Genomic DNA, 21,355 nt, shown 5'->3' on the forward strand with positions numbered 1-21,355 from the left:
CCACCTTCCGGCCGTACTGCCGAGCCCCGGCGACGGCGGGCCGGGCGGGGCCGAGCCCGGGCGACGGCGGGCCGGGCGAACTCCGGGCATCCGGTCGTCCGTCCCGGCGCCGCCGGTACGCTGGTCAGTTCTTCGGGCTGCCCTTGGGGGCGGTGTTCCACTCCGGGTTGCCCAGCGTGGTGACCCAGGTCCGTACCTTGGCCACGTCGGCTGGGGCGAAGGCGAGGCTGAGCATCAGCAACAGTCGTGCCTTCTGTGGCAGCAGGTCGTCCCCGGCGATGATCGGCGAGCTGGTGCTGCCGCCGTAGACGGAGCCGGAGCCGGTCCGGGTGGTGCTGACGAAGACGACCCCCTTCGCGGCGGCGGCGCTCCGGGCGCTGCTCTGCGCCGAGGAGATGCCGCCGGCGCCGGTGCCGGCGGTGACGATGCCCTTCACCCCGGCGTCCGCGAAGGCGGTGATCGCCTCCCCGCCGGCCTGCTGGTAGCCGTAGACCACCTCGACCCGGGGCACCGCGGCGGGGGCGACCTTCGACAGGTCGAACGGGGTCAGCCAGTGCTTCTTCGCGTCGCAGTCCTCGACCCGGGCCGGTGCCCGGCCGACCTTGATGTTCGGCCCGTCGACCCAGCCCAGTACGCCCAGTTCCCGGGACTGGAAGGTGTCCATCCGGTAGGAACTGGTTTTGGTGACGTCCCGGGCGGCGTGGAACTCGTCGCCGAGCAGCAGCACAGTGCCGTAGCAGTAGGTGGACTGGCTGGCCGCCAGCACGATCGAGTTGTACAGGTTGGCGGGACCGTCGGCGCCGATCACCTGCGGCCCGTCCGGGGTGACCGCCGCCCACGGCCGCATGGCGCCGGTGAGTACCACCGGCTTGCGGCTCTGCACGGTCAGGTCCAGCCAGTACGCGAACTCCTCCATGGTGTCGGTGCCGCTGGTCACCACCACCCCGTCGGACTTCTTCAGTGCCGCCTCGACGGCCAGGGTGAGGGCGTGGAACTCGGCGATGGTGTAGCCGCCGGAGCCCTTGTTGCCGAACTGCACCGTGGAGACGTCGGCGACCTGCCCGATCTCCGGCTGGAGCCGGGCGACCATGTCGCCGATGGCGATCCGGCCGGACTGGTAGTCGGTGAAGCTGCTCCGGGAGGTGGCGACGCCGGAGATGGTGCCGCCGGTGCCGATCACGGTGACCTTGGGCTTCTTCGCCTTGGCCCCGGCCACCGCCTGGGCGTACGCGGCGCTGCGGATCTCGGTCGGTCCGGTGACTCCGGAGACGGCGCCACTGGTCGGGGGCAGCGCCACCGCCGCCGGCTCGGGGGAGCGGTTGACGATGGAGACGACCGTGGCGGTGAGCGCCGCGGTGAGGACCGGAACCAGTACGACGGCCAGGCGCCGAGGTGTCGGCCGGAGCCGACCCGGAAGGCTGGACAATGCGACCTCCAGTTGGGGGATTGGGGGGTAACGGGCATCGTGCGAGCTCCGGTTTTCCTCGGCGTTACAAGATCATTTCCCGTCGTCGCCGTTCGGAACGCGTCCGATCCATAGCCAGTATTCGATCTATTTCCGGGGTGGAAGCTACCGGTTTGGCTGCCTTCGATCCGAGGTACGGCACATTCGGCTGTGACGATCGGCACATTCACTGCCGGCAGGTGAACCCGGGCGGCCCGGCGGGCTACCCAGGACGGGATGGATGACGTCGACCACGGGCTGCTGCGCCGGGTGGCCGCCGGGGACCAGCGCGCCTTCGAGGAGCTGTACGCCCGGCACGGCCAGCCGCTGCTGGCGTACGCCGAGGGGCTGCTCGGAGACCGTGGCCGGGCCGAGGAGGCGCTCCAGGACACCTTCCTGGCCACCTGGCGGGGCGCCGGCTCGTTCGAGGGGCGGTCCACGGTGCGTACCTGGCTGTTCGGCATCTGCCGGCGGCAGGCGCTGAGCCGGATGGCCGGACGCCGGCCGGCGCCACTGCCGATGGAGGCCGCCGCCGAGGTGCCGGCCGGTGAGCCCGGCCCGGAGGCGGTAGCCCTGGCCCGGGCCGACGCCCGGGCGGTGGCCGCCGCCCTGGCCGAGCTGGCTCCGGCGCACCGGGAGGTGCTGGACCTGGCGTTCGGCGTCGGGCTCGCGCACGCCGAGATCGCCGAGGTGCTCGGCATTCCGGTCGGCACCGTGAAGAGCCGGCTGTTCGCCGCCCGGGCCGGGCTGGCCCGGGCACTGCCCGAGGCGGCGGCGGTCGGGGTTACCGGACGGGAGACGGGACGATGACCCACCCGAGTCACCTGCTGGCAGGGTTCGCCGCCGGCACCCTGCCGGACGACCGGGCCGGCCAGGTGGCCCGGCACGTCGCCGACTGCCCCGGCTGCGCCGCCGAACTGACCGCCTGGCGGCGGGTGGCCGGCGCCGTCGGTGACCGGGTCGCGGCGGTCGCCCCGCCGCCGCCCGGACTGCTCGGCGCCGTGCTGTCCCGGCTGGCGCCGTCCCGGGACAGCACGCCGGTCGTACCCCGGTATGCGGCTCCGCTCGGCGGCGCCGCCGCGCGCCGGGCGGTGCGGATCCTGGCCGCCCAGCGGCGCCTGGTCGACCGGCGGGTCTGGCTGGTCGCCGCCGTGGTGCTGGTGGCCGGCACCGCTCTCGCCGGCTGGGCGCCGGCGGGACTCTCCGAGCAGGTCCTGGCCATTGTGGTACCCCTGGTCGCGGCGCTGGGCGTGGCCGGTGCCTGCGGCAGCGGCACGGACGAGGCCGGCGAGCTGGTCGCGGCGAGCCTCACCGGGGTACGCGCGGTGCTGCTGGCCCGGCTCACCCTGGTACTCGGCGCGATCTTCGGCGCCGCCTCGGTCGCCTCCCTCGGGCTGGTCTGGTTCGACGCCGGTGCGCCGGTGGGCCTCTTCGCCGCCTGGCTCGGGCCGATGGCGCTGCTCTCGGCGGTCAGCTTCGCGCTGTCGGTGCTGTGGCGGCCGGCGGTCGGGATCGGGGTCGCGATGGGCCTCTGGGTGCTCCGGCTGCTCGCCGGCTCCAACGCCCTGGACGGCACGGTGGACCGGCTGGTCGAGCCGCTGTGGCGGACCAGTGGACCGCTGCTGCTGGTGGCGGCGCTGCTGATGGCCGGCACGGTCGTACTCCTACCGCACCTGCCGGCCGGAGTCGGACGACGCGCCTACGGTCGGTGACCGGCACCGGATGTGGCCCGGGTCACCCGCGTGCCGGTGAACCCCGCCGGCTCGCCGGCGCACCCAGTTGCGTGATGGCCCAATATTCCTGGCACCTTCCACTGTTGCAAGCCGGGTCCCGCCAACTGTGGCGGTACGAGGCGCGCCGCGCCGGCTGGGCGGCCGGCGTCGCGCCACCGGCGACGCTGCTGGTCGCGGTGGCGATGGCCCTGCTCTCGGCCAACGGCGGGGCCGGGCGGCGGCAGGTCGGCGACCTGCTGCTCACCGGGCTGGAGGCCCTGCTGCCGCTGGCGGTGGCGATGACCGCGGTGACCCTGGTGGCCCGGGACGGCTGCCGCGAGCTGCAACTCGCCCTCCCGACCCGATACGCCCGCACGCTCGGCCGCCGGCTCGGGGTGCTGGCGCTGGCCGCCGCGATCTCCGCGCTGGTCTACTCGGCCGGGCTCGGGCTCACCGGCTGGTGGACCGGGCCGGACCCGCTCGCCTCGCCGCTGGTCTGGGCCCCACCGACAATCTGGCTCACCGCCCTGGCGGTGCTGCTGGCGGTACTCGGCCGCAGCGTCGTGGTGGCCACCAGCGCGGTCGCCGGGCTGTGGCTGGGTGAGCAGGTCTTCGCGTCCGTGCTGGCCGGTCACGACTGGACCCGCCCGCTCTACCTGTTCGCCACCAGCCGGCTCGGGACCGGGGAGGGCTGGCTGGCGAACCGGCTGGTGCTGACCCTCACCGGGTTGCTGCTCGTCGCCGCGGTCGCGCTGCTGCTGCGCCGGCCCCATCTGCTGTTGTCCGAGGAGGAGGAGTGAGCGGCATGTCGGAACTGCTCGCGGTCGGCCGGTACGAGTTCCGGATGCAGGCCCGCAAGCGGTCGCTGTGGCTGACGACGTTGGTCCTGGCGACGGTGATCGCGCTGCTCCAGGGCCCGCGCGGGCCCCGCTACCTGCCGGCGGACGCGACGGCACCGGAGGTGATGGCCGGCTGGGCGCTGATCTTCGGCATCGTGGTGCCGCTCGGCTTCGGCATGGTGCTGGCGGACCGGCTGATCCGGGACCGCCGGCTCGGCACCGCCGCCCTGCTGGAGAGCCTGCCGGTCCGGCCGGGTCTGCTGCTGGCCGGGAAGTACCTCGGCGGGCTCACCGCGACCGCGCTGCCGGTCCTGCTGGTGATGCTGCTCGCCGGTGGCTACGAGACCGTGCACCGGGGCGAGCCGCTGATGCTCGGCTGGGCGGTACTGGCGTTCGCCGTGGTCATGCTCCCGGGGCTCGTCTTCGTCGCCGGGTTCGCCCTGGCCTGCCCGCTGGCCATCTCCGCGCCGCTGTTCCGGGTGCTCTTCGTCGGGTACTGGTTCTGGGGCAACATGCTCACCCCGGACTTCCTGCCGTCGCTGACCGGCACGCTGGTCACGCCGATCGGCGACTATCCGGCGAGCTGGCTCTCGGGCGAGCTGGCGCTCTTCGCCGGGGTACCCGGCTGGCTCTCCTTCCTGCGCCCCGAGCCCGGCGCCGGCAGCGCGCTGCTCAGCGTCGCCCTGCTCGTCCTGCTCGGCGTGGCGCCCCTGCTGGTCGCGCACACCGTCCTGACCCGCCGCCGGCACGCCGCCTGACGCGTCTCACTTCCGAAAGGTTTCCCTCGTATGGACATCCAGACCACGGGTCTGACCCGCCGGTTCGGCAAGGTCATCGCGCTGCACTCGGTCGACCTGGTCATCCCCGGCGGCATGTACGGGCTGCTCGGCGCGAACGGTGCCGGCAAGACCACGCTGATGCGGATCCTCGCCGGCGTGCTGCCGCCGACTGGTGGGCAGGTGCGGGTCGGTGGCCACGACCTGACCACCGGGGCGGGGCGGCTGGCGGTGCAGCGCCGGCTCGGCTACCTGCCGCAGGATCTCGGCCTCTATCCGGACCTGTCGCCCCGGGAGTTCCTGGACTACGTGGGTCTGCTCAAGGGGCTCGACGACACCCGGGCCCGTCGCCGGCAGGTCGACGAGTTGCTGGAGCTGGTGGCGTTGACCGAGGTGGCCGGGCGGCGGATGAAGGGCTTCTCGGGTGGGATGCGGCGGCGGGTCGGCATCGCGCAGGCGTTGCTCGGTGATCCTGCGCTGATCGTGGTGGACGAGCCGACCGCCGGGCTGGACCCCGAGGAGCGGGTACGCTTCCGTACCCTGCTCTCCGGGCTGGCTGGGAACCGTACGGTGCTGCTGAGTACGCACATCGTGGAGGACGTGGCGCAGACCTGCCAGCACGCGGCGGTGATGGCGGCGGGCCGGGTGGTCTACACCGGGATGGTTCCCGATCTGGTCCGGGTCGGCGAGGGCGCCACCTGGGAGGTGACCAGCTCCGGCCCGGCTCCGACGGTCGGGGTGGTGGTCTCGGCGATCAGCCGGACCGACGGTACCCACTACCGGGTGGTCAGCCCGACCCGGCCGAGCCCGGACGCGGTGCCGGTGGCACCGTCGCTTGAGGACGGATATGTTGCCTTGATGCAGCAGGCCACCGCGCCGGCCGCAGCCCGGTAGGCGCTGACGTCCGGTAGGGGCTTGACACGCTTTCCGGACGTGCCGCTGGCCTAGTCGTTGCACGGAGCTGGACGGTTGGTCGAGACAGGACGGCTGACTCGTCCGGATCCTTACTAATCATGTTCGCCGCTCGACGGACGACCAGTGACGGTGGCCAGCGAAGGGGGATTCGTGATGGCGAGTTACAGCTATTACGCGGGTCAGGCCAAGCTGATCGGTGCAGCGGGCGTAGTCCTCCGGGACAGCGCTGGTGCGCTGTTACTACTAAAGCCCACTTACAAGGCGGACTGGCACCTGCCTGGCGGGATCATGGGAGCTGACGAGTCGCCAATAGACGCAGCTAGGCGCGAGGTCCGCGAGGAGATCGGGCTGGATATCGAAGTCGGGCGTCTGCTCTCTGTGGACTATAAGACGGCGACCACTGACCGTCCGGCGGGTGTTCAGTTCCTCTTTGACGGGGGGATCCTGACCGCCGCGCAGTTGGGGGCAATGAGGATAGACGCTTCGGAGATTGGTGCCTTCCGCTTGGTTTCTGGGCCTGAGGCTGTCAGTCTCGTGGAGAGGGGCGGGCCTGCGGCTCGGCTCGCCAACACGCTGGCGGTTGTCGACCAAGGCGTCATTATCTATCTGGAAAACGGTAGACCCGCGTAACTGCACTACGTCCCCGCCATCGACAGCCCGGCAATCCGCTCGCGCAGACCGAGCATGTGCGATGCCCCGTCAACCGGCGCTCCGCTCACTTCGGACGTTGAGCGTTGCATGCGAGAGCCGGGATCTCGGCGATCTGTTGGTCACTGATTGCATTCCAGTAGATTCCGCGTGGGCGTCGAGGTGGGGCACACCAGATAACCTCTTGGGGGGTGACGATCAAATCGACACTGAAGTCATGTGGCGATTCGGGTAGAGGCTCGTCAAGGACCTGAAGCTCGTGGACCGTTGCCACAATCAAGGTGGTGGGTGCGATCAGATCAGCCTCAGTTAGGAGAGCGACTTCGATGTCGGAGTAACCCGCGCCCTTGCCGACTCGCACGCCATCACGGTTGACGGCGACGCTTCCGCAGACTACCAGGTCTATCGGCTGCATTTGTCCAATCTCGACGGTGAGGGCGTGTGCGGCAGCCCCGGCCCCGGTGGCTATGGAGGTGGGCGGAGCCCCGAGATTGCTTGGGTCGAGCAGGTAGAACGGCCGGGCTTTGGCGAGCTTGGGAACCGCCATATAAAGCAGCTTGCGGTCGCTGAGTGCTTGCAGTCGGACTGGTAGTTGGCCCTTGTCTGGGTTGGACTTGACGACCTTGGCTCGGCGCCACTGCGGCAACTCGGCCAGTCGAGCAGACGCCCTGTCGGCGCCCAGGAAATTTGGGATTCGGCCGTGTGCGCCAGGTGGCAAGGCGGCACCGGACTGCTCCAGTCGGCGCCACACTTTCTCGCGTGCTTGCCCCTTCTCCTGGTCGATATCCGTGCGCTCCTCATCCCGCCACGAGGGAGAGTACTCGGTCGGTCACGTCGTAGACGCCGACGTGGTTGCGCCACGGTTGAAGTTCTCGGCAAGCGCCGAAAAGGATGTTTGCCCCGCCACCGGCACGAGTCCGTTCGACGATGTCGATCGCCTCGTGCAATACGGCGGCCGACTCCTCGATGTGACGTTGCCGAATGTGAGCCAGGGCGAGGTTTCCGAGGACGATAGAATGGGACTTCTCTCGTCCACTCACGGCGGAAGATGTGACTTCGAGCGACACCGTTGCCAGTGTGCCAGGACGTGACTGCCCAGCTCTCACGACACGTGGTCATCCGGATAGCCGGTCGCTCACCGACGTGTGCAGATAGCCCGCCGTTCCGTCGGTGACGGCAGCCAGTGCCCGATCGAGCCGCTTCCAGACGTACGGCCTGAGTAACGTCGCCGCCTGCGCCAGGGAGACAAATTCGAACGCCCTGATTTCCGGATCCGCCACGCGGAGCGAAGTGATCTGTCGATCGTCGAGGATGCCGCCGTCGAAGACGAATATGAGGCTGTCGTCCCAGGGGTCGTGCGGTGCGACCCAATCAACCACCAGCATCGTGTTGAGCGAGAGTTCGAGACCTAACTCTTCACGCAGTTCACGCTCGGCAGCCTGGTGCGGTGGTTCGTTCTGCTCGGCCATGCCGCCGGGGAGGTCCCAGTCTGGTTTGTAGCTCGGATCCACCAGCAGGATCTCACCCCGACCGTTCCGGATGAGGGCGTCGGCGCCGACCCGTTTGCGGGCCTGCCTGGCGTTACCCTCGGCGAGGTGCTCCCGCCAGGCCGCCCGGTCGCGTTCGTACAACGGCCGCTCCTGGTCGGTCATTGCGGCCGACGTACTGCTGGCAGATCGTGCAGGGCCCCGGTGGTGCCGATCCACGCGCGGTCGAGCACAGCTTGACGAAGCTGCCCGATCAGCTCCGGAACGTCGCTGCATCGCTCGGTGTGGGATCTGAGCAGCAACGCCACATGCTTCAGCCGGTCGAGGAGTACTGCCGAACCGAGGTTCGTGGTGTATGCGAGCACCTCGCGGACAAGGGTGCATGCCTCGTCCGGCCGCCCTTGGCCAAGTAGCGCGGTGGCAAGCGTGATCTGGGCGAGAGCACGGCTACGCACGCGACCGTGCTTGCGGCCCGCGAGGGCCTGGTGTAGTTGTCGAGCCGCCTCAGCGAAGTCGCCTACCTGGAGAAAACATCGGGCTGCCTCCGAGGCGAGGGATGCTTCGTCGAACGGGCTCAACCAGTGTGAGGAGGAGACAGAGGTGCCCTGGAATGCCGTCTCGGCGGCCGTGATCGCCGCTACAGCCTCGACGGGGCGGCCACCTGCCGCCAACCCGGAGGCGCGGACTGCCTGTAGCCGGGCCTCAAGAGGGCCGTGTGGTGGCCCATTCCGGAGATGTACCAACCCGGCCTCGGCGTGTGCCACCGCATCGTGCGCGTTGCCATCCTGGCGGGCGAAGTGACTGAGACTCGCACAGACCTGGGCAGCCAGTTGGCTATCGCCGCTGGTGACGGCGCTGGCGACGGCGTAGGACAGGTGCCGGCGGGCCATCGTCCTGGCACCGCTCTCCAACGCCATCCAACCCGCCATTTCGGCAAGGGACGCCACGGATTCTGATCTCGGGTGCGTTCGTGAACTCGCACCGGACGATGGGAGCGCGGACGGGTACTGAGCGAGGTGGGCCGCGACTGTCGCATAAAGGTGAGCGCCGCCGACCTCTCGATCGACGGCGCGGAGCGCGTGCACGAACGGAAGCGCGATGCCGTCCGGTCCAGGCTGGGCCTGTGCTGGCGCACTGCTGGGCAGCGCGAACCACAGCATCTCCGCGGGCATGCCGAGCAACAGCGCCCAGTCGACCAGCCGATCGAGGTCGCGTAGCCCTGGCCCGTTCTCCAGGCGGCTGAGCTGGGCCTGCGACAGGTTCATCCAGCCAGCTACGAGGTCCTGGGGCAGCGGTCGCGGCCCGTGGTGGGGATGATGCCGGTACGCCCTGATCACGTGGCCGATGTGGCGCTCGGCAAGAGCATCGCGTAGCTCCCTGGCCTGCCAGAACCCGGACGGCAATGGTGGCGGCGCGAAAAGGTAACTGCCAGCCTCGCCGCCGCATCGCCGACAGACTCTCGTGCGATTGTCTTTCGCCAGCCGCGTGCCACACCGGCGACAGACTGGCGGGGCTTTGCTGGACATGTCAGGACCCTCCACCAGGGGTGCCGGTTCGCGTCGGACAGATACCGACGAGGTTATCGAACCAATGAGCTTTGCGTATATATCGCATCAACGTTGCGTCATTCTGACGGAGCGCATTCCGGTACAGGATCCACCCACGGCCCGGGGCGGGTGCTGTGGCCAACGGTTTCCGCCATGCCGGCGTGGCGGGATGCCGACCCCGCCCGCCTCGGTGCCGATCCGGTCGACAGGTGCGGACGACGTCGGGAGGGCACAGGTGTCTTGGTCTGCGGGAGCCGCCCGGAGGGCGGGGTGGGGTGGTGTTGCGGTTGGGGCGCTGGTGGGCGTACCCGATCATGATGGTGGTGGTCGGCGGTGAGCGCGGTGTATCCGAGGCTGACCTCGACGGACATCCGTTCGGTCCGGTTCGGGCGGGGGCCATGGCGGCGCGGGTTGGACCCGGACGAGGTGTACCACTTCCTGGCCCGGTTGGCCGACGAGGTGGACCTGCTGCGGCGCGACGTCCGGGTGGCCCGCGCCGACGCGGACCGGGTCAAGGCGGCGTTGCGGAGCTGGCAGACCCGTAACGCCCGGCTGGCCGACGGCCGGTGGCGGGGTGATCGGCGGTGACGGAGCGACCGCTCGGGCGGCCGTCCGCGGCGGTCGAGGTGTCCGACGAGATGGCGGCGCACTTCCGGGACACGATGCTGACGCACGCCAACGATCCCGACCTCGGGGTCTGCGTGCGGTGTGGGCGGAGCCGGTGCGACGAGTGGCGGTGGGCCTACGAGCGGCTGGTCCTGGCCGGCCGGCTCGCCGACCTGCCGAGGTCCGCCAGACCGGGCGCTGGTGGTGCGTCCTCGGGGGATGCGGGAGTCGCCGGGTGATGGTGGCGGTGGTGTGGGGACAGGGCCGGTGGCGGGCGGTGAGCGGCATCGCCGAGCTGGACGCTCTGCTGGCCGGCCTGGCGGTGACCTCGCGCGGGCCGCACGTGGTCGGGCTGTATCCGCCGAGGTTTCTGGAGCCGGGGTTTCGGCCGGGCACGCCGCCGGCCCTGCCGTCGTTGCAGCTCGGGCTCGGGCATCCGATGCGGGGATTCCTTTACTGGGCCGGGCCGACCGGCAGTCTGGGCTACGAGCCGGAGCTGCCGCCGTGGCCGGCGGAGGTCGAACGGATCGAGTTCGACTACGGCGGCGATCCGATCGCCTGCGGTCCGAAGCTGGCCACCGTGACCCCGGGCGCCGTCCGCGACGCCGCCCTGGAGTACGCGGCGACCGGCGCCCGCCCGACCCGCGTCGGCTGGCGCGACAGTTGAGGCTCGAAAGACATGCCGACCGCCATGAGGGTCGAGTGCCTGTCCCGACGGCCGGCTGATGAGTGGCGTCCGGCAACACCTCCTGTTCGACCGTGTTCAGCTTCTTCGCGGTGCGGGAGCTGTTGACCGACCCGAACCGCCGCACCGGGCCGGGCGCGGCGCCGCGCTGGCACGGGTCGGGGATCTACCGGTGCGGGATCTGCACTCCGCCCGGCACCGAGACTGACAAGCCGGTGACGTGTCAGGTCACGTTGGGTGGGCGGGAGCCCCGGTACAAGTGCAAGAACAACAACCACCTGACCCGCAACGTGGCCAGCGTGGACCGCCTGGTGTTCGCCCATGTGCTGTACGCGCTGACCCACCCGCCGGCGTACGAGCTGCTGGCCTAGCCTGCCCCGGACGTGGACGCCGAGGCGTTGCGCGCCGGACGCAAGGCAATCCGCAACCGGCTTGAGCTGATGGCCGAAGACGAAGTGCTCGGGTTGAAGACCCGCGCCCAGGTGATCGCCGCGACCAAACGCGGCAACGCCCGCATCGCCGAGATCGACGAGGTGTTGAACGCCTCGGTGACCACCGACCCGTTGGCCACAGTGATCAACGCGCCGGATCCGGTAGCCGCATGGGACCGGTTGGAACTGGCCGACCAACGCCTGTTCATCGACCGGTTGTGCACCGTGACGATCCTGCCGTCCGGGCGGCGCGGGCGGGGCTTCGACCCGACCACGGTGGACATCGCCACCAAGCACACGCTCGGCCAGGGCAGCCTGCCTGGCGAGGCGCTGTCGTAGCAGCAGGCCCGGGGTAACCAGGGTGATGAACCGAGGTGACCGCCTTGGCGGGGCGGCTGCGGCGCGGTGACCGTGTCGCAGCCGCGCTGCGCGGGTTCGGCGCCGACCGGGCTCGACGCGATGGGCGTTGGCGTATCCCGCGACGAGCGGTGGACATGCCGACCAGGCTTCCCGGTGCACCAGGTCACAGCCTGCCGACCAGCAGGACCACCGCTGCGATGTGATGCGCACCAACGGCAGCGAGGTTCAGGTGCCCGGCGGGTTCAGAGCGGTCGCTGAGTCTCGGATTACCAGTTCGGGTTCGGGGTCGGTGATGAGACCGCCCGTGCCCGGCCGTCCTGCGATCAGGTCGTACAGCGCCTCGACGCCGGCCCAGCCGAGTTGGTACATGGGCATCCGGACCGCGGTCACGGCCGGGCGCAGGTGTTGCATCAGGTCGACGTCGTGGATGCCGATCACCGACAGCTGGTCGGGGATGGCGATGCCGAGGTCGTGTGCGGCGGCCAGGACCCCGACCGCGCTCATGATGTTGTTGACGACGATGGCGGTGGGTGCGGTTGCCGCCTGCATGGCCTGCCGGAGCCCGTCGACGCCGGCCTGCTCGCCGAACCCGGTGGCCAGGTGTGGGGCCGGTGCCAGGCCGGCGGAGTCCATCGCCTGCTGGTAGCCCAGGTAGCGCTGCTGGGAGATGTATCCCGATCCCCCGATGAAGACGATGTGGCGGTGGCGGAGGTTGACCAGGAACCGGGTCGCGATCTCGCCTGCGCGGCGATCGTCGATGTCGATCCAGGGATGGTCCGGTGCGTGTTCCAGGATGAGGATCGGCTTGGGGTGGGAGCGGAGTTCGGCCATTACGTCGTCGTCCAGCGGCCCTTCGCCGCGGATCAGGATGCCGTCGACCGTGCCCTGGCTGAGTAGCCGGGTCAGGAACTGGCTGCCGGAGCGCATCGTCTCGGCATCGCCCAGCAGGACCGTCGCGCCGTGCTCCGCCGCCGCCTCGTAGACGCCTTGCCGCAGGGGTCCGTAGACCGGGTTGTCGAGCTTGTTGAGGATCATCGCGATCATGCCGGTGTGGTTGAGTCGAAGCGAGCGCGCCGCATGGTTCGGCTGGTAGCCCAGTTGCTGCATCGCCCGGAGCACCCGGGTGCGGGTGGATTCCCTCATCCGGGTGTGGCTCGTGCCGTTGACCACCGCCGACACCACCGCGAGCGACACCCCAGCAGCTCGTGCGACGTCACGTTGCGTTGCCACGTTGCAAGCCTCCTCGGATCTTGACGTAACGTCTAACCAGCTCTACGTTGAATTAACGATACGTCACCGAAGGAGCATGCATGACATCGACCCGTCACACCGTCCTCCTGCGGTCGTCCTGGGCGACGGTGAACATCGGCGACGTGGCGCACTCCCCTGGTGTCGTGCGGGCGTTCCAGCGGTTCGCCCCCGAGGTCGAGGTCATCCTCTGGCCGGTGCGGCTGGAGGAGCGCGAGCGATCCATGCTGCGACACGCGTTGCCCGATCTGCGCGTCGTTGACGGCACTCTCGGCGGCGACGGGCCGAGCACCCCGGAGTTGGCCGCCGCCATCGACGGCGCGGACGTCCTGATGCACGGATCGGGTGCCGACGCCTTCCAGAGCACCGAGATCGACTGGTGGCGCCGGCACGTGGGCCGCCCGTACGGGTACTTCGGGGTCACCGTGGATCCGCTGTGCCCACCGACCGTGGCGACGTTGCCGGAGCTGGCCCAGATGGTCGATCTGCTCCCACCGTCCTACCTTGACGACGACGTCAAGGACCGCCTCGACGGCGCCGACTTCGTCTACTGCCGCGAAACGTTGACCCTCGCGACCCTGCGCAGCCAGAAGATAACCAGGCCCGACCTCGCCTTCGGGCCGGATGGCACGTTCGCGTTCGACCATACTGACGCCGTCGCGGCCGCCCGCCTGCTGGAGGGCCTCGGCCTGCAGCCTGGTCGGTTCGCCTGCTTTGTCCCGCGGCTGCGTTACAGCCCCTACGCGAAGATCTACGGCACGGATCCGACCCGCGAGCAGATGCGGCGCGACGCGGTCAACCGGGCGACCGTGACGCACGACCTGGCAGTGCTGGCGGCGGCGATCGAGACCTGGGTACGCGTCAGCGGCCTGCCGGCCATCGTGGTGCCCGAGATGAGCTACGCCGTCGAGCTGGCGCACGAGCACCTTCCCAGCCTGGTCAGTCCACAGACGCTCGGGCAGGTCCGGCTCCTGGACCGGTACTGGCCGCTGGAGGAGGCGACCGGCGTCTACGCCGTCTCGTCGCTGGTGGTCAGCATGGAGTGCCATTCGCCGATCCTGGCCGCACGGCACGCGATCCCGACCATCTACCTTCGACAGCCGACCGAGACGACCAAGTCCCAGATGTTCGCCGACCTCGGCGCCCCGGACCTGGTGATCGAGCTCGACCATCGCGCCGCGGCGACGGTGGTCGCGGCGGTCACCGACATCGCCACCGATCCGGCGCCCGCGGTTGCCCGGAGCAGGAGGGTCGCGGCGAACGCCGACGACGCGCTGCGGGCGGCGGTGCGGGCCTGCGTGGCGGGCCAGCCCATCGGCTCGCATCCCCCGGTGGGGAGCGACGATGCATAGCCTGCGCAGCCGTTGGCGGCGCGACCGGGTCCTGCTGCTGCTCGCGCTTCCCGGGGTCACGGCGCTGCTGCTGTTCCACTATCTGCCGCTCGGCGGGAACATCATCGCGTTCCAGGACTTCCAGCCGTTCCTGGGAATCTGGCACAGCCCGTACGTCGGGCTGGACAACTTCGAGCCCATCCTCACCGGCGACCCGGTGTTCCTCAACGCGCTCGTCAACACGCTGATCATCACGCTGATTCAGGTCGTCTTCGTGTTCCCGTTGCCGATCTGCCTCGCGTTGATCCTGAACGCGACGGTCAGCGAACGACTCAAACGCCTCACCCAGTCGATCCTCTACATGCCGCACTTCCTGTCCTGGGTGATCGTGGTCGCCCTGTTCCAGCAGATGTTCGGCAACGGCGGGATGCTCAACGGCTGGCTGCGCTCGGCCGACCTGTCGACATTCCACATCGTCGGCGTGCCCGAGTTGTTCAAGCTCATGATCACATCACAGGTGATCTGGAAGGACACCGGCTGGTCGACGATCATCTTTCTCGCCGCGCTGTCCAGAGTGGATCCGGCGCAGATGGAGGCCGCGGTGGTGGACGGTGCCTCGGCGGTTCGCCGCCTGTGGCACGTGACCCTGCCGTCCATCCGCCCGGTGATCGTCCTGCTGCTGATCCTGCGGCTCGGTGACTCGCTGTCCGTCGGGTTCGAGCAGATCATCCTGCAGCAGGCCCAGGTCGGTGCCGGTGCCAGCGAGGTGCTCGACACATACGTCTACAACCACGGGATCGTCGGCGGGGACTGGGGCACCGCGGCCGCCGTGGGGCTGATCAAAGGCATTGTCGGTGTCGCGCTCGTGCTCGGCGCGAACCGGGCGGCCCACGCGCTGGGCGAGCAGGGGGTGTACTCCAAGTGACGAGCGGACCTGTGTCGCCTGCGGTGTCCGTGCCGCGCCCCGCCGGCGGCGCGCGGCCGCGGCGGCCACGCTCGGGCCGTGGCCAGCGCCCGGCCTGGATGGGCGAGCCCAGCAGGCTGGGGATCGGCGCGCGGGGACTCGTGCTCGGCCTTGGCTGCCTGGCGGTGGTGGTGCCGTTCTGGGCCGTGCTGATGACCAGCATCGCCTCCCCGGAGGAGATCAGCAGGGCGGGCGGCTTCGTGCTCTGGACGCGCGAACCGACGCTGGACGCCTACCGGGCCGTCCTGTCCGGCGGAATCGTCACCCGTGCCCTGATGGTGAGCGCCGGCATCACCGCGGTCGGCACGGCACTCAGCCTCGTCGCCACGATCGCTCTGGCGTACGCGCTGTCGCGGCCAGGTTCGTTGCTGCACAAGCCGATCCTACTGATGACGGTGTTCACCTTGCTGTTCAACCCGGGCATCATCCCGATGTACCTCACGGTCAAGCAGCTGGGCCTACTGGACAACTACCTGGCACTGATCCTGCCGGTGCTGGTGAACGCGTTCAACGTCATCGTCATGCGCGCGTTCTTCCTGGAAATCCCCGGCGAGCTGTTGGAAAGCGCCTTTATGGACGGTGCCGGGGAGGTGCGCATCCTGCTGCGGATCGTGCTGCCGCTGTCGAAGGCGGTCGTCGCCGTGATCGGACTGTTCTACGCCGTGGCGTACTGGAACGCGTTTTTCTCCTCGATGTTGTATCTCCAGTCGCCGGAAAAGTGGCCGCTGCAACTGGTGCTGCGCACCTACGTCGTCAACGACACCCCGATCGGGTCCGATCAGCTCAGCTCCAGCCTGGAAAATCTGCCACCGCAGATCTCGGTCCAGATGGCGATTCTCGTCATCTCCATCCTGCCCATCCTGTTCATCTATCCGTTCATCCAGAAGCACTTCGCCAAGGGACTGATGGTCGGCGCCGTCAAGGGCTGACCGGTCGTCCACACAATGTGGAAGGAGACGTCATGGCACCTAACCTCAGCCGCCGTCGCGTCCTGGCACTCGGCGCGGCAGCGGGGCTCGGCCCGCTGCTCGGGGGGTGCGGCGACGGCGGGTCGAGCTCGTCGAACGGCTCGACCGGGCCGGTCAAGCTGCCCACCTACAAGCCCGTCACCGCGGCCACGCCCGACCTGGCGGCCGAGCCGGCCGGGGTGTCGCCGGGATACTTCACATACCCGACCGCCTCCACCGCCGCGTCGCAGCCGGTGCAGGGCGAGGCCGTCACGGCGCTGACGTACACGTACGACCCGATCGCCCCCGCGCTCGGCTCGAACCCCTACTGGCAGAACCTCAACGACAAACTCGGCACCGAGCTGAAGATCACGTACGTCGCGTCGGCGGACTACAAGAGCAAGGTCGCCACCACCATCGCCGGTGGCGATCTGCCGGACATGGTCGCAATCCAGGGCGTCGTCCAACAGATGCCGGCCATGCTGAAGGCGACATTCACCGACCTGACCGAGTACCTGTCCGGGGACGCGGTCCTTGCCTACCCGAACCTCGCCGGCCTGCCCACCGATGCCTGGCGCAGCGCCGTCTACGACCAACGGATCTGGGGCATCCCGGTGCCGAGGGCACGGATCGGCACCGTGCTGTACACCAGGGCCGACCTGCTGGCCAAGGCCGGACTCAGCCTCCAACCCACCTCGTGGGACGAGTTCAAGCAGATGGCGGCCGCGTTGACCGACGAGCGGGCCGGCCGCTGGGCGTTCGGGCAGATCCCGTTCAACACGATCCTGGAGATGAACGGGATTACCGGCAACTGGCCCGGCGGCGCCGGCGCCTGGCAGGCCAAGGACGGCGTCTTCACCCACACCGGGACCACACCGCAGTTCACGCAGGCCCTCCAGGACACCGTCGAGCTGGTGAAGTCCGGGGTGATACATCCCGACCAGGCGGGCGCGCCCAACACCAAGCGCAACCAGTGGATGCTGGCCGGCACGACCTCGTTCACCATCGGCCTGTACGCCGGGTGGGGCAAGTTCTACGGCCAGGCCAAAGACGTGCCCGGCTTCCGCCTGACCGGCATGCTCTCGCCCACCCGGGACGGCACGGGGACGCAGGTACGCACGCCCGGTCCGACGCTGTCCAGCTTCACCGCCATCGCCAAGACCGACGACGCCGACCGGATCAAGCAGATCCTCAAGGTCCTCAACTGGTTGTGCTCACCCTTCGGCAGCAGCGAGTACATGGCCCTGCGGTACGGCGTCGAGGGCCAGACGTTCAACCGCGACAGCTCCGACCCGACCCTCACCGAGGGCGGGCGCAGCCAGACGTTCCTGCCCGTGCGGTACCTCGCCGAGGCATCGCCCGTCATCTACGAGCCCGCTAACCGCCAGGCCGTGCAGGACCAGTACGACCACCAGGTCGCCGGCGTCCCGCTCGCCGTCCCGGACCCGGCCCTCGGGCTGTACTCGGAGACCGCCGCCAGCAAGGCGGCCAGCGAGCAGCAGGAACTGGACTCGGTCCTGCTGGAGATCCAGCTGGGCAACAAACCCGTCTCGGCGTGGCAGCCGGCCATCAAGCAGTTCATGGACCGGGTGGGCAACAAGATCAAGGCGGAGTACGAGGAGCAGGCGGGTCGCTGACGAGCCGGACACGGCGGCCGGTCCGGCGTACCCGTTCGGTTCGGCCGCCGAGCCGTGAAGTCCACCCACCCGGGTTGAGCAACACCAGCCGGGCCGCGAACTCCGCGGACTGTTTTCGGCGCTCCCGGACGCGGTCGAAGGACTCAGCTAACGCTGAACCTTTTCAACCTCCCCTTGCGGTCCGACGGACCGCAAGGGCGGACGCGGTGCGTGAGCGCCGCGCGGTTCAGGTTGAAAAAGGTTCACTCTCACGGGTAAGGGAGAAGACATAGTGAGACGAAGCTATTTTCCCTGGTACACGCATCGCCGGGCCCGTGCGGGTGCCGCTGCGGCGCTCGTGCTGGCTCTGGTGGCGACGGTCCTGTCGCCGGGCAGGGCCGCCGCGGCCGACATGTCGGATCTCGGCGAACTGCTCGACCTGACGCGTCCGGAACTCGCCGCGGTGGCGGCAGAGCTCGCCGCCGGTGATGAAGCGGGCGCCGCGGGCGAGCTCAAGGTGTTCTACGCGGGCCGCACCGACGTTGAGTACCTGCCTCCGAGCGCGGACGCGGGCGGCGGCGACGCCAGCGCCGATGAGCTCGCGGCGGGGATCTTCCGGTTCGGCGCCGAGACCCGCGACTTCTACAACGACGCCCAGCAGCGGATCGACGTCAACTGGCAGGACGCCTGGGGTGGGACGCAGACCACCCCGGGCGGCGCGCAGGTCTTGATGAGTGACCTCGCGTTCATGCCCAGACTGGTCAGCGCTTACGCGTTCGAGAGTGACCCGGCAGAGCGTGCGGCGTACGCGTCGGCGTGGATGGACATCTCGCTCGACTTCTTCGCCGACAATCAGAGCTGGCCACAGAACCGCAACCTGTCGGCCGCCAAGCGGCTTGCGCAGCTGGTCAGTGCGTTTGCAGTGTTCCGGACCGACCCGGGCATCGACGCGAATGACCTCGTGGCGTACCTGTCCGGCGTGCACGCCACGGCGAAGTACCTCGTCGGCGTGATGCAGATACATGTCGGGAACAACTGGTACGTGTCCATGGCCCGCTCGGTCTACGCGGCAGCCGTGTTTCTGCCCGAGTTCTCGGCATCGCCCGGCTGGGAGTGGTTCGCGGTGCGCTCGTTCGAGCGGTTCCTGCGCGCGCACGTGAAAGGCGACGGTGTGTACCGCGAGCCGGCGTTCAACTATCAGGCATACGTGGCGGATCTGCTCAACACCGTCATCAGACTGGCGGATGCCAACGGGCGGACCCTTCCTGAATCGATCGCCCAGACGTCGGACTGGATCGCGGATTCGCTGTTCGCGACCCGTCAGCCGAACCTTGAGGTCGCGATGGTGGGCGACTCGCCGAACGCCGATGCCGGTGCGTCCGCCATCGGCAGAACAGGTGCACGCAACTCCTGGCCCGATTTCACCTGGGTCGCCTCCGGTCGAACGCAGGGGACCGCCCCGACGCTGCCGTCCACGGTCTTTCCGATCAGCTTCGCGGTCCAGCGTTCCGGGTGGGACGCCGACGCCCGGTACATGCTGATCAACAACCAGAATTCCAGCTACACCGCCTCGCATCGGCATCCGGACGACCTCAGCCTGGTGATGGCGGCGTACGGGCGTCCGCTGATCGTGGACTCCGGAGTGGGTGACTACAGCGCGACTCCGACGAACGACTGGATGCGCCGCACCACCGAGGCGCACAACACCATCGAGGTCGACGGACGCGCGCAGACCGCCGGCGTCCCCCGCACGACGTCGCTGTGGCGCTCGAACGCGGGCCTCGACATCTACCGCGGTACGACGATGGGCTACCGGCCGGTCGTGCACGATCGCGCCGTCTACTTCGTCAAGCCCGGCTTCTGGGTCGTCTCCGACGACCTCACCGGTGACACCGCCGCGCACAATTACCGGCAGCTCTGGCACTTCCCGGGTGATCCGGTCACCGTCAACCCGAATACGAAGGTCGCCACGGTCGGCTTCGACACCGTGCCCGGAGCCGCACCGGTTGCCGGCGTGCGGCTCGTCCCGGTAGCCCCGGCCGGCACCGCGCTCACCCCCACTGTCCACGACGACGGCGCCGTACGCGTCGGCGATCAGGTACTCACGGACGTCGACTACCTGTCGTACGACTGGCGCGCCACTGGGTCGACGGGACTGGACACGGTGGTGGTTCCCGGCAAGGCCGGCGCGGCGCCCGCGGTGACGGCGAGGCGCATCGTTATGCCCGGGGTGGGTCATTCCGTGGCGACCGCGATGGAAATCGGCCTGCCGGACGCGACCGGACGCTTCTACCTTTCGCGGGAGGCGACTCCCTCGTCGAGGGCGTTCGGGGCCGCCACGACCAACGCCGAGACCGCTTACCTCGAGCGTGCTTCGGGCGGCGGGCTCACCCGGTACGCGTTGACCCGCGGGTCGTCCCTGGTCGACCAGGGTGCCACCGTTGTCGCCGCATCCGCGCCGGTGTCCGACGTCAGTGTGGAACTGCGAGGCGCGACCGCCCAGATCTCGCTTGGCGACCCGTTCACCGGCACGCTCTCCGTCAACGCGCCCAACGTCAACGCGGTGACGGTGAACGAGACCCCGACCGCGTTCACCCGCACGGGCGACCTCATCACCGTGTCGGTCCAGGCGTCGTTTTCCCCGACACCCGTGCTCGACGACGAGTTCGCCGATGCCAGCCTGGACCGCACCGTCTACGACTTCAACGGATCCTTTGACGGCTGGACGCCGGTGCAGGGCACCTGGGCGCTGACCGGCGCCGGTCCGGACACGCAGTTGGCACAGACCTCGACCGCGGACATTGTGTCGTTCGCGGCGCTGCACGATGTACCGGATGACGTGGTCATGGCCGCGGACATCGTTCCCGGGGTACGCGGCCAGACGACGGCCCGTACCGGTCTCGCGTTCCGCTACCACGATTCCCGAAACTACTATCGGGCCAATGTACTCAACTCCTCGTCGGGGGCGACGCTGCAGCTCGTGAAGATATACAACGCGACGACCACGATTCTCGCGGAGACCGCACTGCCCGCCGGCGCCAACACCCCGCACAAGCTGATCGTTTCCGCGATCGGGAAACATCTGACCGCCAAAGTCGGCGACACGTCGATCTCCGCGGACGACACACAGCTGCCGACGGGTGGTGCCGCCGCCTTCACGCATCGGCGGGCGGCGACCTTCGACAACATCGTGATCAGGGAAGGGATCGATCAGGCCAATTGGCGGGCAATAGCCGGGTCCGTGTCCGTCGCCTCGGGTCAGTTGCACCTCACGCCTCCTGCCGGTGGCCGGGCGCACGTCCTGGCCGACTCGACACTGCCGTCGCGCTTCTCCGAGGCGTGCGACTTCGTCGCGGAGACCACGGTCACGATCAATGGATCCGTCGGTAACGCGGGAATCTCGCTCCGAGACACCTCGGACTCGTACGGGTACCGGATCCACATCGGCAAGACGAGCGAAGGAACCCGGTACGCGAATATCATCCGCGAGGCCCACGCGTCGGGTCCGGTCGGGGTGGGCTCGGCATCAATCAGCAACCCGTTGACCGGCCCCGTTCGACTGGGTGCGGCGATTCACGGCGACCGCATCACCGTGACGTTGAACGGCGTCCAGGTCCTGGCGGCTCGCGACACCGTTGTCCGCAGCGGCGGCGTCGGGCTCTACGCATCCACGAAGAGCACCTTCGAGAGCATCACTGTCGCTCAGTCCTGCCAGCGGGAACGCCTCCGGCCAAGCGCGCCCGGCGCCGGCAACCGCCCGGACCGCGACGACGGAGCTGGCGGGTAGCGGCGTTGCCGG

Annotated in this window: 22 protein-coding genes; 16 read left to right on the forward strand and 6 right to left on the reverse strand. The window is 69.3% G+C overall.

Annotated features, from left to right (window positions below; all coding sequences use genetic code 11):
• Positions 1-124 precede the first annotated feature (124 nt).
• Positions 125-1,426 carry an asparaginase gene (locus R6Y94_RS14095; protein WP_318396275.1) on the reverse strand — a complete coding sequence of 434 codons (1,302 nt, stop codon included), beginning with the start codon at positions 1,424-1,426 and terminating at the stop codon, positions 125-127.
• Between the two features lie 255 nt (positions 1,427-1,681).
• Between R6Y94_RS14095 and R6Y94_RS14100 the strand changes: the two genes are divergently transcribed.
• From R6Y94_RS14100 to R6Y94_RS14125, 6 genes are all read left to right on the forward strand, one after another.
• Complete coding sequence (locus R6Y94_RS14100; RefSeq protein ID WP_318396276.1) at positions 1,682-2,254, forward strand: RNA polymerase sigma factor; 573 nt, start codon at positions 1,682-1,684, stop codon at positions 2,252-2,254.
• Positions 2,251-3,156, forward strand: a complete 906-nt coding sequence (locus R6Y94_RS14105; protein ID WP_318396277.1) for a hypothetical protein — start codon at positions 2,251-2,253, stop codon at positions 3,154-3,156. Before R6Y94_RS14100 ends, R6Y94_RS14105 begins: the two co-directional genes overlap by 4 nt.
• Positions 3,157-3,230: 74 nt before the next feature.
• The gene (locus R6Y94_RS14110; RefSeq protein ID WP_318396278.1) at positions 3,231-3,956 is read left to right on the forward strand and encodes a hypothetical protein; all 726 of its coding nucleotides are present in this window, start codon (positions 3,231-3,233) and stop codon (positions 3,954-3,956) included.
• Entirely contained in the window at positions 3,953-4,753 is an 801-nt protein-coding gene (locus R6Y94_RS14115; protein ID WP_318396279.1) for a hypothetical protein, read from the forward strand. The genes R6Y94_RS14110 and R6Y94_RS14115 overlap by 4 nt, the downstream gene beginning before the upstream one ends.
• Positions 4,754-4,783: 30 nt before the next feature.
• The gene (locus R6Y94_RS14120; RefSeq protein WP_318396280.1) at positions 4,784-5,665 is read left to right on the forward strand and encodes an ABC transporter ATP-binding protein; all 882 of its coding nucleotides are present in this window, start codon (positions 4,784-4,786) and stop codon (positions 5,663-5,665) included.
• A gap of 144 nt (positions 5,666-5,809) precedes the next feature.
• Positions 5,810-6,316 (forward strand): NUDIX hydrolase, encoded by a 507-nt coding sequence (locus tag R6Y94_RS14125; RefSeq protein WP_318396281.1) that lies wholly within the window; start codon positions 5,810-5,812, stop codon positions 6,314-6,316.
• An 85-nt stretch (positions 6,317-6,401) separates the two neighbouring features.
• Here the strand turns inward: R6Y94_RS14125 and R6Y94_RS14130 are convergent, their stop codons facing one another.
• From R6Y94_RS14130 to R6Y94_RS14145, 4 genes are read right to left on the reverse strand one after another with little or no spacing between them, the layout of a single operon-like run.
• A complete protein-coding gene (locus R6Y94_RS14130; protein ID WP_318396378.1) occupies positions 6,402-7,118 on the reverse strand; it encodes a 5-formyltetrahydrofolate cyclo-ligase in 717 nt (238 codons plus the stop codon).
• Positions 7,119-7,131: 13 nt separating this feature from the next.
• Positions 7,132-7,401 carry a hypothetical protein gene (locus tag R6Y94_RS14135; protein ID WP_318396282.1) on the reverse strand — a complete coding sequence of 90 codons (270 nt, stop codon included), beginning with the start codon at positions 7,399-7,401 and terminating at the stop codon, positions 7,132-7,134.
• A gap of 48 nt (positions 7,402-7,449) precedes the next feature.
• Entirely contained in the window at positions 7,450-7,986 is a 537-nt protein-coding gene (locus tag R6Y94_RS14140) for an NUDIX hydrolase (RefSeq protein ID WP_318396283.1), read from the reverse strand.
• A complete protein-coding gene (locus R6Y94_RS14145; RefSeq protein ID WP_318396284.1) occupies positions 7,983-9,086 on the reverse strand; it encodes a tetratricopeptide repeat protein in 1,104 nt (367 codons plus the stop codon). Before R6Y94_RS14145 ends, R6Y94_RS14140 begins: the two co-directional genes overlap by 4 nt.
• A 615-nt stretch (positions 9,087-9,701) precedes the next feature.
• Between R6Y94_RS14145 and R6Y94_RS14150 the strand changes: the two genes are divergently transcribed.
• From R6Y94_RS14150 to R6Y94_RS14170, 5 genes are all read left to right on the forward strand, one after another.
• On the forward strand, positions 9,702-9,956 hold the full coding sequence (locus tag R6Y94_RS14150; protein WP_318396285.1) for a DivIVA domain-containing protein: 255 nt from the start codon (positions 9,702-9,704) through the stop codon (positions 9,954-9,956).
• Entirely contained in the window at positions 9,953-10,213 is a 261-nt protein-coding gene (locus R6Y94_RS14155; protein ID WP_318396286.1) for a hypothetical protein, read from the forward strand. Before R6Y94_RS14150 ends, R6Y94_RS14155 begins: the two co-directional genes overlap by 4 nt.
• Positions 10,213-10,641, forward strand: coding sequence for an Imm1 family immunity protein (locus R6Y94_RS14160; RefSeq protein ID WP_318396379.1), 429 nt, complete (start codon positions 10,213-10,215; stop codon positions 10,639-10,641). Before R6Y94_RS14155 ends, R6Y94_RS14160 begins: the two co-directional genes overlap by 1 nt.
• A gap of 92 nt (positions 10,642-10,733) precedes the next feature.
• Complete coding sequence (locus R6Y94_RS14165; RefSeq protein ID WP_318396287.1) at positions 10,734-11,030, forward strand: hypothetical protein; 297 nt, start codon at positions 10,734-10,736, stop codon at positions 11,028-11,030.
• A 12-nt stretch (positions 11,031-11,042) separates the two neighbouring features.
• The gene (locus R6Y94_RS14170; protein ID WP_318396288.1) at positions 11,043-11,429 is read left to right on the forward strand and encodes a hypothetical protein; all 387 of its coding nucleotides are present in this window, start codon (positions 11,043-11,045) and stop codon (positions 11,427-11,429) included.
• 246 nt (positions 11,430-11,675) lie between these two features.
• Here the strand turns inward: R6Y94_RS14170 and R6Y94_RS14175 are convergent, their stop codons facing one another.
• Entirely contained in the window at positions 11,676-12,680 is a 1,005-nt protein-coding gene (locus R6Y94_RS14175; protein ID WP_318396289.1) for a LacI family DNA-binding transcriptional regulator, read from the reverse strand.
• Between the two features lie 80 nt (positions 12,681-12,760).
• On the opposite strand from R6Y94_RS14175, the gene R6Y94_RS14180 reads away from it, so the two are divergent.
• The 5 genes from R6Y94_RS14180 (at position 12,761) to R6Y94_RS14200 (ending at position 21,343) form a co-directional block, all read left to right on the forward strand.
• Positions 12,761-14,050: a polysaccharide pyruvyl transferase family protein gene (locus tag R6Y94_RS14180; RefSeq protein WP_318396290.1), complete on the forward strand. Its 1,290-nt coding sequence runs from the start codon at positions 12,761-12,763 to the stop codon at positions 14,048-14,050.
• Positions 14,043-14,954 (forward strand): ABC transporter permease, encoded by a 912-nt coding sequence (locus R6Y94_RS14185; protein WP_318396291.1) that lies wholly within the window; start codon positions 14,043-14,045, stop codon positions 14,952-14,954. Before R6Y94_RS14180 ends, R6Y94_RS14185 begins: the two co-directional genes overlap by 8 nt.
• A gap of 11 nt (positions 14,955-14,965) precedes the next feature.
• Positions 14,966-15,922 (forward strand): carbohydrate ABC transporter permease, encoded by a 957-nt coding sequence (locus R6Y94_RS14190; protein ID WP_318396292.1) that lies wholly within the window; start codon positions 14,966-14,968, stop codon positions 15,920-15,922.
• 32 nt (positions 15,923-15,954) lie between these two features.
• Positions 15,955-17,577, forward strand: coding sequence for an extracellular solute-binding protein (locus R6Y94_RS14195; RefSeq protein WP_318396293.1), 1,623 nt, complete (start codon positions 15,955-15,957; stop codon positions 17,575-17,577).
• Positions 17,578-17,848: 271 nt separating this feature from the next.
• The gene (locus R6Y94_RS14200) at positions 17,849-21,343 is read left to right on the forward strand and encodes an alginate lyase family protein (RefSeq protein WP_318396294.1); all 3,495 of its coding nucleotides are present in this window, start codon (positions 17,849-17,851) and stop codon (positions 21,341-21,343) included.
• Positions 21,344-21,355 lie beyond the last annotated feature (12 nt).

Origin of the sequence: Plantactinospora sp. KLBMP9567 (assembly GCF_033446045.1) — a bacterium.
GTDB lineage: Bacteria > Actinomycetota > Actinomycetes > Mycobacteriales > Micromonosporaceae > Plantactinospora.